This is a genomic window from Salinarimonas sp., assembly GCF_046292825.1.
In the GTDB taxonomy this organism is placed as follows: Bacteria; Pseudomonadota; Alphaproteobacteria; order Rhizobiales; family Beijerinckiaceae; genus Salinarimonas.
In genome coordinates this window covers 12,782-23,919 of record NZ_JBKBQG010000012.1, presented here as the reverse complement: position 1 = coordinate 23,919, position 11,138 = coordinate 12,782, and the positions used below count along the sequence as shown (strand labels likewise).

The following is an 11,138-nucleotide window of genomic DNA, read 5'->3' as shown; positions in this document are numbered from 1 at the left end:
CCGCACGCGGCCTCAGATGTCGAGGTCGATCGTCTCCGCGAAGGCGGCGCGCTCCGAGATGAAGGCGAAGCGGGCCTCGGGCTTGTTGCCCATCAGCCGCTCGATCGCGTCCGACGTCGCCTCGCGGTCGTCGCTCGCGATGGCGACGCGCAGGAGCGTGCGCGTCTTGGGGCTCATGGTCGTCTCCTTGAGCTGGGCGGGCATCATCTCGCCGAGACCCTTGAAGCGCGAGACCTCGACCTTGGCGTTCGGGCGGAACACGCTCTTCGTCAGCCGCTCGCGCTCCGCCTCGTCCTGGGCGTAGACGGTCTTCGTGCCCTGCGTGAGCTTGTAGAGCGGCGGCACGGCGAGGAAGAGGTGGCCGCCGTCGATCAGCCGCGGCATCTGGCGGTAGAAGAAGGTGATGAGGAGCGAGGCGATGTGGGCGCCGTCGACGTCGGCGTCCGTCATGATGATCACCTTCTCGTAGCGCAGGTCCGCGTCGCGGTAATGCGCGCCGGTCCCGCAGCCGAGCGCGAGCACGAGATCGGCGAGCTGCTGGTTCTGCGCGAGCTTGTCGCGGCCCGCCGAGGCGACGTTGAGGATCTTGCCGCGCAGGGGCAGCACCGCCTGCGTCGCACGGTCGCGCGCCTGCTTCGCCGACCCGCCGGCCGAGTCGCCCTCCACGATGAAGAGCTCGGAGCCCGCCGCGCCCGCGTTCGTGCAATCGGCGAGCTTGCCGGGGAGCCTGAGCTTGCGGGTCGCGGATTTGCGCGCGACCTCCTTCTCCTGGCGCCGCCGCAGCCGCTCCTCGGCGCGGTCGATCACCCAGTCGAGCACGCGGTTCGCCTGTTGGGGGGAGGCGGCGAGCCAATGGTCGAAGGCATCGCGGATCGCGTTCTCGACGATGCGCGAGGCCTCGAGCGTCGCGAGCTTGTCCTTGGTCTGGCCCTGGAATTCGGGCTCGCGGATGAAGACCGAGAGCATCGCCGCGCAGGTCACCATCACGTCGTCGGTGGTGACGGCGGCGACGCGCTTGCCCTGGTTGACGCGCTCGGCATGCTCGCGCAACGCCCGCAGCAGCGCCACGCGCAGGCCCGCCTCGTGGGTGCCGCCCTCGGGGGTCGGGATCGTGTTGCAATAGGAGGAGGAGAAGCCGTCCTCGCCCGTCGCGAGCCAGGCGATCGCCCATTCGAGCGAGCCGTGGCCGCCGGGCTTCGTGATCTTGCCGGAGAAGATCTGGTCCGCGACGAGCTCCTTGCCGGCGATCTCGGCCGAGAGGTAATCGGAGAGACCGTTGGGGAACTTGAAGACCGCCTCCGCCTCGAACCCTTCGCCCGGCACCACGAGCGCGGGATCGCAGCGCCAGCGGATCTCGACGCCGCCGAAGAGGTACGACTTCGAACGCGCCATCTTGAACAGGCGCAACGGCGCGAACTTGGCGAGCGGGCCGAAGATCTCCGGATCGGGCCGGAAGCGCACCTTCGTGCCGCGGCGATTGTGCACGCGACCGATCGTCTCGAGCGGCGTGATCGGCGCCCCGCGCGAATAGACCTGGCGGTAGAGCGTCTGCCCGCGCGCGACCTCGACCTCGAGCCGCTCGGCGAGCGCGTTGACGACCGACACGCCGACCCCGTGCAGGCCGCCGGACGTCTCGTACACCTTCGAATCGAACTTGCCGCCCGCGTGCAGCGTCGTGAGGATCACTTCGAGGGCGGACTTGTCCGGGAATTTCGGATGCGGGTCGACCGGGATGCCGCGGCCGTTGTCGGTGACGGTGACGAAGCCGTCCGCGGACAGCTCCACCTCGATGAAGGTCGCGTGGCCGGCGACCGCCTCGTCCATCGCGTTGTCGATCACCTCGGCGAAGAGATGGTGGAGCGCCTTCTCGTCGGTGCCGCCGATATACATGCCGGGGCGCCGGCGCACGGGCTCGAGCCCCTCCAGCACCTCGATCGCGGCTGCGGTGTAGCCGGCCTCGCCCGGCGTGCCGGCCTCCTGCCGCGAGGAGGCCTGCGCCTCCTTGGCGTCCGCGCGCGCCTCCTTGCTCTGGCGCTTCTCGGGAAGCTTGCGCGCCGCCGCGCCACCGAACAGGTCCTCAGCCATCGCGCCTCTCAGCCGCCTCGTCGAAACCGGTGCCCCCGCGCGGGCGAGACCCCCGCGCGTCCCCTCTATACGAGAACAAAAGACAAACCGCAAAAGCCTCCTTCGAGTTTTCCACGCGAGAGTGAAATTGCGCAGTTAGGACGGAACGCCGCGCAGAGCGGAGCGTTAGGCAGCCACGAGCTCTTAAGGCGACGAGCTCTCCAACAGACAGATCTCTGAAGGAGACCAAGATGATCAATAAGACTTTTCTCTCGACCTGCGCGCTCGCGGCCATGCTCGCCGCGACCCCGGCCCTCGCCCAGCAGACCACGGATCAGCCGATCCCGCAGCAGCAGGGCGGCCAGGCCGGCCAGGCCGGCCAGCAGGTCGAGACGATGCCGGCCGCGCCGGAGACGACCGGCGGTCAGCAGCAGATGCAGGCCCAGGACCCGGCCACGACGCAGCCCGGCCAGCAGCAGCAGATGCAGGCTCAGGACCCGGCCGTTCCGCCGGCCGACCAGCAGATGGCCATGGACTCGCAGCTCGAGCTGCAGGGCGGCTTCGTGATCCGTCAGATGCCCGGCCAGGTGCTCGGCTCGAACCTGATGGACGCCGAGGTCGTGACGATCGCCGACGAGTCGCTCGGCTCGGTCAACGACGTCCTCCTCGACGACCAGGGCCGCGTCGCGGCGGTGGTCGTGGGTGTCGGCGGCTTCCTCGGCATCGGCCAGAAGGACGTCGGCATCCCGCTCGAGAATGCCCAGGTGCTGTTCCGCGGCGCCGAGCAGGCCGGTCAGGATTGGTGGGGCGGCTCGGGCCAGATCGAGCGCATCGTGGTCGACTTCACCCGCGAGCAGCTCGAGGACGCCCCCGAGTTCGCCCGTCTCGAGGACGGCGACACGATGGCGACCGGCGCCACCGGCACCGGGACCGGCGCGACCGGCACCGGCACGACCGGCACGACGCAGCCCGGCACGGCGCCGGGTGCCGCGCCCGCGCAGCAGTAATCCCACGGGAAGCCAGCGGTGGCGCCGCACGGCGCATCCCGCGGAGAAGGGGAGCCCCACCGGGCTCCCCTTTTTCTTTGGGTGAGCGCGGCATGGGACGGAGACGCCGACGAGGCGCCGCCGCTCTCCTCCCCCTGAAAGTCGGTGAATCTTGCGGTGGTTGTCATCCCGGGCCGCGAAGCGGACCCGGGACCCATAACCTCGACGACAAGTCCGAGCGCGCATGCCGCGCTCGTTCCGCTACCTTTGGGCAGCCTTCGTCGGAGAGACGCAGCCTACAGGCTGCGACTGAGACGTCGTGGCTATGGGTCCCGGATCGCCTTCGGCGTCCGGGATGACGCCGCAACCTAAGATTATAAAACTCTGAGGGGAAGGAAACGGAGCCCGTCCCCCGCGCGAGGGATTTCCATCGCGCCCCCTTCATGCTTATTCACGGGCCATGACGCAGCTCTCGGCGGGGCCGCGGGCGACGCGGCTCGTGCTCCAGGATTTCCGCTCCTACGAGAGCCTCGACCTCGCGGTCGAGGCGCCCCTCGTCGCGCTCGTCGGCGAGAACGGTGCGGGCAAGACGAACGTGCTCGAGGCCCTGTCCCTGCTCTCGCCCGGCCGCGGGCTGCGCCGGGCCGATTACGGCGCGATGATCCGCGACGGGGCTCAGGGTTTCGCCGTCTTCGCCGTGCTCGAGGGCGCCTATGGCGAGCACCGCCTCGGCACCGCCACGAGCCAGGGCGGCGAGGGGAGGGGGCGGGTGTGCCGGATCGACGGCCAGAACGCGTCGGGTCCCTCCGCCTTCGCCGAGTTCGTGCGCCTCGTCTGGCTCACCCCCGATCTCGACGGCCTCTTCCGCGGCCCGGCCGGGGACCGCCGCCGCTTCCTCGATCGCCTCGTCCTCGCCGTCGATTCCGAGCACGGCAGCCGCGCGGCCGCGCTCGAGCGCGCGCTGCGCACCCGCAACCGTCTCCTGGAGGAGGGCGGGGAGGCGCGCTGGCTCGACGCGGTGGAGCGCGAGACGGCCGAGCTCGCCATCGCCGTCGCCGCCGCCCGGCGCGAGACCGTCGCGCGCCTCGCCGCCCTGATCGCGGAGGGCCGCGACGACGCCTCGCCGTTCCCCCATGCCGAGATCGCGCTCGAGGGCGAGATCGACGCGCTCGTCGCGAGCCTGCCCGCGCTCGATGCCGAGGAGCGCTATCGCGCGATGCTGCGCGAGGGCCGCGCGCGCGACCGCGCCGCCGGACGCACCCTCGTCGGCCCGCAGGCGAGCGACCTCGCGGTCCGCCACGGTCCCAAGGACATCGCGGCCTCGCTCGCCTCGACCGGCGAGCAGAAGGCGCTGCTCGTCGGCCTCGTCCTCGCCCATGCGCGGCTCGTCGCGGCGATGACGGGCATGGCGCCGCTCGTCCTCCTCGACGAGGTCGCCGCCCATCTCGATCCGCGCCGGCGCGCCGCGCTCTACGAAGCGCTCCTCGCGCTCGGCGGCCAGGTCTGGATGACGGGGGCGGACGAGGCGCTGTTCGCGGAGATCGCGAACCGGGCGGACATCGTCGCCGTTGTCGAGGGAAGCGCGGCGCGCCGCGCGCGGTGAGCGGGGGACCGCTCGCACCCCTTCCGGCCCCTCCTTCCAGAGAAGAGCATGCGCTTCCTCCTCCCCTTCGCCGCCTGGTTCCTGATCGGCTTCGTCGGCATCGTCGCCATGGCGACGCAGATCGGCCTCGACGATCTGCGCGCGGTGGAGGGCGCGCCGGAGATCGGCGACATGGGCCTGCGGATCGTCCTCGTGATCCAGCCGGCGATCCTCCTCGCGATCGCGGTGGCGGCGGGCGTCGCGCTGCAGGACCGCGCGGGGCTCGCCTCCTGGCTCACGGCCCGGCTGCGCGGGGAGCGGGTGCCGCTCGTCTCGGTCCAGAGCGTCGGCGGCGCGCTCGCGCTGACGGCGGCCCTCGCGCTCGTCGCGCTCTTCGTCGATCTCGTCTTCCGGCTCGCCGCGCCCGCCGATTTCGCCGGCCTGCCGGGAGCCCCGCTGGCGACGCTGCCGCGCGTCTCGGCGCTCCTCTACGGCGGCATCACCGAGGAGCTGATGCTGCGCTACGGCCTGATGACGGCGCTCGCGGCGATCGGGACCATGCTGTTCGTCCGCAAGGAGGGACGCCGACGCCCGGCTCTGATGTGGACCGTCGTGATCCTCGTCGCGCTCGCCTTCGGCGTCGGGCACCTGCCGGCGCTCGCCGCGATGGTCGAGCCGTCGGGCCTCCTCGTCGTGCGCACGGTGCTGCTCAACGCGATGCTCGGCATCCTCTACGGCTGGCTCTATTGGCGCTACGGCCTCGAACACGCGATCCTCTCCCACGGCTTCACGCACGGCGTATTCTGGCTCGCGGGTCCGTTCATGGCGGCGCTCGCCGGGGCGGTTTGAGCGGGGAGGCGTCTCAGCTCTCCTTCCCCTCGGAGTTCGATAATCCTCCCCTGCACGTCATTCCGGGGCGCGAAGCGAGCCCGGAACCCAGAACCACGACGGTCGTTCGAGCGCGCATGCGCGCTCGCTCCGCAACCGAAGGAGATTGTTACAGTGGAAGGACGCAGCCTATAGGCTGCTCGGCCGAGGTCGGGAGTCTGGGTTCCGGGCTCGCTTCGCGCCCCGGAATGACGGCGTCGAGGTACCAGGCGAAAGCTTCACATGCCCTTGGGAAAGGGGAGGGAGCGCGCCCTATGTGCGCTCTGTAGCCCAGACCACGACAGCCCTCCACCTGCCCGCTTGGCACTCTCCCCCGGAGAGTGCCAAATTTTTTCGCGCACCCTCTTGAAGCCGCCCGGGCGCCGAAATATCTCCGCGCTCGGCAAGCGGGGCGGTGCGCGCTGCACGCCCCGTCGGCCGTGAGGATCGCTTCGATCTCGAAAACCTACACGGAGACGAAAGACCATGAAGTTCCGTCCCCTGCACGATCGCGTCGTCGTCCGCCGCGTCGAGGCCGACACCCGCACCGCCGGCGGCATCATCATCCCCGACACCGCCAAGGAGAAGCCCCAGCAGGGCGAGGTGGTCGCGGTCGGGCCCGGCGCCCGCAACGAGAAGGGCGAGATCGTCGCGCTCTCGGTCCAGGCCGGCGATCGCGTGCTGTTCGGCAAGTGGTCCGGCACCGAGGTGCGCATCGACGGCGAGGATCTCCTCATCATGAAGGAGAGCGACATCATGGGCGTCCTCGACGCCACGGAAGCCGCGAAGAAGGCCGCCTGAGGCGCTTCGCAACAACGTCATGTCTCTGAGGGAGTGACAGAAATGGCTGCCAAGGAAGTCAAGTTCTCGGCCGACGCGCGCGAGAAGATGCTGCGCGGCGTCGACATCCTCGCCGACGCGGTGAAGGTCACGCTCGGGCCGAAGGGCCGCAACGTCGTGATCGAGAAGTCGTTCGGCGCGCCCCGCATCACCAAGGACGGCGTCACCGTCGCGAAGGAAATCGAGCTTTCCGACAAGTTCGAGAACATGGGCGCGCAGATGGTGCGCGAGGTGGCGTCGAAGACGAACGACCTCGCCGGCGACGGCACCACGACCGCGACCGTTCTCGCCCAGGCGATCGTGAAGGAAGGCGCCAAGGCGGTGGCCGCGGGCATGAACCCGATGGACCTCAAGCGCGGCGTCGACATGGCGGTCGAGGCCATCGTGGCGGATCTCAAGAAGAACGCCCGCAAGATCTCGTCCAACGACGAGATCGCCCAGGTCGGCACCATCTCCGCCAACGGCGATGCGGAAATCGGCCGCTTCCTCGCCGAGGCGATGGCGAAGGTCGGCAACGAGGGCGTGATCACGGTGGAGGAGGCCAAGAGCCTCGAGACCGAGCTCGACGTCGTCGAGGGCATGCAGTTCGACCGCGGCTATCTCTCGCCCTATTTCGTGACCAATGCCGAGAAGATGCGCGTCGAGCTCGAGGACGCCTATCTCCTCATCCACGAGAAGAAGCTCTCGAACCTCCAGGAGCTGCTCCCCGTGCTCGAGGCGGTCGTCCAGTCCGGCCGTCCCCTCGTGATCGTGGCGGAGGACGTCGAGGGCGAGGCGCTCGCGACGCTCGTCGTCAACAAGCTGCGCGGCGGCCTCAAGGTCGCGGCGGTGAAGGCGCCCGGCTTCGGCGATCGCCGCAAGGCCATGCTCCAGGACATCGCGATCCTCACCGGCGGCACCGCGATCTCGGAGGATCTCGGCATCAAGCTCGACAAGGTGACCCTCGACATGCTCGGCCGCGCCAAGAAGGTCGTCATCGAGAAGGAGAACACCACGATCGTGGACGGCGCCGGCGCGAAGGCCGACATCGACGCCCGCGTCGCGCAGATCAAGGCGCAGATCGAGGACACCACCTCCGATTACGACCGCGAGAAGCTCCAGGAGCGGCTCGCCAAGCTCGCGGGCGGCGTCGCGGTGATCCGCGTCGGCGGCGCGACCGAGGTCGAGGTCAAGGAGAAGAAGGACCGCGTCGACGATGCGATGCACGCGACCAAGGCCGCGGTCGAGGAGGGCGTGCTGCCCGGCGGCGGCGTGGCGCTCCTGCGCGCGGTCAAGGTGCTCGAGGGCCTCTCGCCCGCCAACGACGACCAGAAGACCGGCATCGACATCGTCCGCCGCGCCATCCAGGCGCCCGCCCGCCAGATCGCCCTCAATGCCGGCGAGGACGGCTCGGTGATCGTCGGCAAGGTGCTGGAGCACGCGGACTACGCGTTCGGTTTCAACGCGCAGACGGCGGCTTACGGCGACATGTTCAAGTTCGGCGTGATCGACCCCGCCAAGGTCGTCCGCACCGCGCTGCAGGACGCCGCCTCCGTGGCGGGCCTCCTCATCACCACCGAGGCGATGATCGCCGAGAAGCCCAAGAAGGCCGCCCCCGCCGCCCCCGCCGCGCCGGACATGGACTTCTGATCCGGGTTTTCGAAGCGCTTCTAGCGAGACGAGCGCCCCCTCCGCGAGGAGGGGGCGTTTTTTCGTGCAGCGGAGGGGCATTCCCGCGCGCGAAAACGCGCTTCGGCCCCGTGCCCCTGGACGCGTCGCCCCGCCCTTGGCTAGGGATTGGGTGCGCGCGCGGGGTGCGCGGGAGGGATCGATGCGCAAGGACGAGCCGGCGGCCGCCGAGGCGGCGCCCCCTTACTGGCCCGCGCTCCTCGCGGTCCTCGTCGGCATCGGGCTCGGGCGCTTCGCCTACACGCCGCTCCTGCCGCTTCTCGTCGAGCGCGGCTGGGTGAGCGAGGCGGGCGGCGCCTTCGCGGGCGCGTCGAACCTCGCGGGCTATCTCCTCGGCGCGCTGGCCGCGCAGGCGCTCGCCGCCAATCCGCGCCGCGCCGCGATCCTGAACGGGGCGATGCTCGCCGCCGCGCTCTCGCTCGCCGCCTGCGCGCTGCCGCTCGGAACGGCCTGGCTCAGCGTCATGCGGTTCGCGGCAGGCATAGCGGGGGGACTCGTGATGGTGCTCGGACCCTCCGCCATCCTGGCGCGGACGCCGGCGCTCGCGAAGGGCCGCGTCTCGGGGGCGATCTTCGTGGGCGTCGGGCTCGGGATCATCGTGTCGGGCGCGCTCCTGCCGAGCCTCGCCGCGCTCGGCCTGTCGGCCGCCTGGGCCGCGCTCGGCCTCGCCGGCCTCGTGCTCACCGCGCTCGCCTGGCGGCACTGGCCGAGCGCGCCGCTTCCGGCCCAGGCGGCGCCCCCCGGACCCAAGGCGCCCCTCGCGCTCGTCCTGATCGTCGTCGCCTATGCGACCGACGGCATCGGCTTCGTGCCGCACACGCTCTTCCTGTCGGATTTCGTGGCGCGCGGGCTCGGGCTCGGCGAGGCGGCGGGGGGGCTCGCCTGGGCGTTGTTCGGCATCGGCGCGGTGATCGGCGCGCCCGCCTGCGGCCTCCTCGCGACGCGGATCGGGCTCGGGCCCGCCCTCGTCGCCGCGCTCGCGACGAAGGCGGCGGCGGTCGCGCTGCCGCTCGTCTCGGTCGCCCCCGTGGCGCTCGCCGCGTCCGCCCTCGTCACCGGCGCGCTGACGCCGGGCATGGTCGCCCTCGCCGCCGGGCTCGCCGCGCAGCTGATGCACGGCCCCGCCCAGGCGCGGCTGTTCGGCACGATGACGATCGGCTTCGCCCTCGCCCAGGCCGGCGGCGCCTATGCGCTGAGCGCGCTGTTCGCGCAGAGCGGGAGCCACCTGCCGCTGTTCGCGGTCGGCGCGGGCGTGCTCCTCGCAGGCGCCGTTCTGGCCGCCGCCGGGCTCGCGCTCGCGGGGCGGGCGCGGCGAGGGGCGTGACGAGGGCGGGCGGCGGGCGCATTTCACACGTGTCGACTGTTAGACTTTCTGCTAGCATCCCCTGAACCGAAGCGTCTCGGTTTCGTTGACGTTCCGAGTTCCCGCTTCATGGAGGGCGGCATGCTGGAGATCGTCGCCATCGTCGTCGCCTGCGCCCTTCTGAACGCGCTTGCCGCGAGCGACCCCGCGCTCGAACCGGGGACGCCTGCGGATCTCCCGCGCGATCCGGACCGGCTCGCCGCCTGGCGCTCCATCGGCATCGCCGGCTTCGCGCTCCTCGCGCTGACCCTCAAGCCGCTCGCCCCGGCGCTCGTCCTCGCCGCCGTCTTCCTCGCCTGGCGCCGCCCGAGCCTGCCTCATCTCGAGGCGGGCCCGCGCCGCGGCGAGGAGCCCGTCCGCGCGCCGAGCGGGCTCGAACAGGCGCTCATCGATGCGGGCTCCGGAAACAAGCGCGTGTCGCTCTTCGCGCGCCATCTCGTCTTCATGCTGCCGGGCTTCTCGCTCGTCGGCTTCGTCGCCGGCAACGGCTTCCTCGTCGCCCTCGCCGTGCCCGCCGCCTTCCTGGCGATGGCCCTGCGCGAGATCGCCCTCGCGATCGGCGAGCGCGCGCCGCCGCGGACCGCCGATTATCTCGTCGGAGGCGTCTGGGGCGCGGTGCTGCTCGTGGTGTGACGATCGGCGAAGGGTCTCTCGTCAGCACCTCGACGCCGTCGTTCCGGGGCGCGATAGCGAGCCCGGAACGACGGGCGAGATATGCTCACCCGAGCCGGGAGAGGTCGATCGGCCCGGCCTGGGCGCGGCGGACGTTGTCGAAGAACTCGCGCGCGCTCTCGGCCCAGGAGAAGCGCTCGCCATAGGCGCGGCAGCGCTCGCGCGGGATCTCGAGCGCGCCGAGCGCGGCCTTGCGCAGATCGGCGTCGAGCACGCCGCAGCCGGAATCGCCGAGCACGTCGAGCGGCCCCGTCACCGGATAGGCGGCGATGGGCAGGCCGGAGGCGAGCGCCTCGAGCAGCACCATGCCGAACGTGTCGGTGAGGCTCGGGAACACGAACACGTCCGCGGACGCATAGATTTCGGCCAGCGCCTCGCCGGTCTTGACGCCGAGGAAGCGCACGGCCGGATATTTGCGGGTCAGCTCCTCCCGCGCCGGACCGTCGCCCACGACGACCTTCGTGCCGGGCAGGTCGAGCGCGAGGAAGGCCTCGAGATTCTTCTCCACCGCGACGCGGCCGACATAGAGGAAGACCGGGCCGGCGACGTCGAGCACCGAGCGTTCGCGCGGCCGGTAGAGCCGCGTGTCGACGCCGCGCCCCCAGCGCATGATGTGCGCGAAGCCGCGCTCGCGCAGCTCAGCCTCGAGCGAATCGGTCGCCACCATCACGCCGCAGCCCGTATTGTGGAAGCGGCGCACGATCCGGTAGACCCATTCCGCCGGGATCGGCACCCGCGCCGAGACGTATTCCGGGAAGCGGGTGTGGTAGCTGGTCGTGTAGGGAAAGCCGTGCTTGAGGCACAGGCGCCGCACGCAGAAGCCGATCGGCCCCTCGGTGGCGATGTGGATGTGCGTCGGCGCGAGCGCGCGCACCCGCCGCGCGGTGTCGCCCGGGGGAACGAGCGCGAGCCGGATCTCGGAATAGGTGGGCAGCGGCACGCTGCGGAAGTCCTGCGGCGAGATCAGCACGGTCTCGGCGCCCTGGGCGGGCGCGTGCTCGATCATGTGCTCGATCGAGCGCACCACCCCGTTGACGAGCGGCTGCCAGGCATCGGTCGCGATCAGGAGACGCATCGGCTCGGAGGCTTCCTTCGG

9 protein-coding genes are annotated in these 11,138 nt (G+C 71.1%); 7 read left to right on the top strand and 2 right to left on the bottom strand.

Annotated features, from left to right (window positions below; all coding sequences use genetic code 11):
* Positions 1–12: 12 nt before the first annotated feature.
* On the bottom strand, positions 13–2,085 hold the full coding sequence (gene parE, locus ACK4UM_RS08250) for a DNA topoisomerase IV subunit B (protein WP_409797672.1): 2,073 nt from the start codon (positions 2,083–2,085) through the stop codon (positions 13–15).
* 230 nt (positions 2,086–2,315) lie between these two features.
* Between parE and ACK4UM_RS08245 the strand changes: the two genes are divergently transcribed.
* From ACK4UM_RS08245 to ACK4UM_RS08215, 7 genes are all read left to right on the top strand, one after another.
* On the top strand, positions 2,316–3,071 hold the full coding sequence (locus ACK4UM_RS08245; RefSeq protein WP_409797670.1) for a PRC-barrel domain-containing protein: 756 nt from the start codon (positions 2,316–2,318) through the stop codon (positions 3,069–3,071).
* A 439-nt stretch (positions 3,072–3,510) separates the two neighbouring features.
* The gene (recF, locus tag ACK4UM_RS08240; RefSeq protein WP_409797668.1) at positions 3,511–4,653 is read left to right on the top strand and encodes a DNA replication/repair protein RecF; all 1,143 of its coding nucleotides are present in this window, start codon (positions 3,511–3,513) and stop codon (positions 4,651–4,653) included.
* Positions 4,654–4,701: 48 nt separating this feature from the next.
* Complete coding sequence (locus ACK4UM_RS08235) at positions 4,702–5,481, top strand: type II CAAX prenyl endopeptidase Rce1 family protein (RefSeq protein WP_409797666.1); 780 nt, start codon at positions 4,702–4,704, stop codon at positions 5,479–5,481.
* Between the two features lie 504 nt (positions 5,482–5,985).
* Positions 5,986–6,300, top strand: a complete 315-nt coding sequence (gene groES / locus ACK4UM_RS08230) for a co-chaperone GroES (protein WP_409797664.1) — start codon at positions 5,986–5,988, stop codon at positions 6,298–6,300.
* Positions 6,301–6,342: 42 nt separating this feature from the next.
* Positions 6,343–7,968, top strand: a complete 1,626-nt coding sequence (gene groL, locus ACK4UM_RS08225) for a chaperonin GroEL (protein WP_409797662.1) — start codon at positions 6,343–6,345, stop codon at positions 7,966–7,968.
* 181 nt (positions 7,969–8,149) lie between these two features.
* Entirely contained in the window at positions 8,150–9,331 is a 1,182-nt protein-coding gene (locus ACK4UM_RS08220; protein ID WP_409797660.1) for a YbfB/YjiJ family MFS transporter, read from the top strand.
* A 120-nt stretch (positions 9,332–9,451) separates the two neighbouring features.
* Complete coding sequence (locus ACK4UM_RS08215; RefSeq protein WP_409797658.1) at positions 9,452–10,003, top strand: hypothetical protein; 552 nt, start codon at positions 9,452–9,454, stop codon at positions 10,001–10,003.
* 85 nt (positions 10,004–10,088) lie between these two features.
* On the opposite strand, the gene ACK4UM_RS08210 is transcribed toward ACK4UM_RS08215, so the two are convergent.
* Positions 10,089–11,117, bottom strand: a complete 1,029-nt coding sequence (locus tag ACK4UM_RS08210) for a glycosyltransferase family 4 protein (protein WP_409797656.1) — start codon at positions 11,115–11,117, stop codon at positions 10,089–10,091.
* Positions 11,118–11,138: the final 21 nt, after the last annotated feature.

Bases quoted from the DNA above. Each gene is read 5' to 3' on its own strand.
- parE (WP_409797672.1), bottom strand. From the start codon at position 2,085: ATGGCTGAGGACCTGTTCGGTGGCGCGGCGGCGCGCAAGCTTCCCGAG.
- ACK4UM_RS08245 (WP_409797670.1), top strand. From the start codon at position 2,316: ATGATCAATAAGACTTTTCTCTCGACCTGCGCGCTCGCGGCCATGCTC.
- recF (WP_409797668.1), top strand. From the start codon at position 3,511: ATGACGCAGCTCTCGGCGGGGCCGCGGGCGACGCGGCTCGTGCTCCAG.
- ACK4UM_RS08235 (WP_409797666.1), top strand. From the start codon at position 4,702: ATGCGCTTCCTCCTCCCCTTCGCCGCCTGGTTCCTGATCGGCTTCGTC.
- groES (WP_409797664.1), top strand. From the start codon at position 5,986: ATGAAGTTCCGTCCCCTGCACGATCGCGTCGTCGTCCGCCGCGTCGAG.
- groL (WP_409797662.1), top strand. From the start codon at position 6,343: ATGGCTGCCAAGGAAGTCAAGTTCTCGGCCGACGCGCGCGAGAAGATG.
- ACK4UM_RS08220 (WP_409797660.1), top strand. From the start codon at position 8,150: ATGCGCAAGGACGAGCCGGCGGCCGCCGAGGCGGCGCCCCCTTACTGG.
- ACK4UM_RS08215 (WP_409797658.1), top strand. From the start codon at position 9,452: ATGCTGGAGATCGTCGCCATCGTCGTCGCCTGCGCCCTTCTGAACGCG.
- ACK4UM_RS08210 (WP_409797656.1), bottom strand. From the start codon at position 11,117: ATGCGTCTCCTGATCGCGACCGATGCCTGGCAGCCGCTCGTCAACGGG.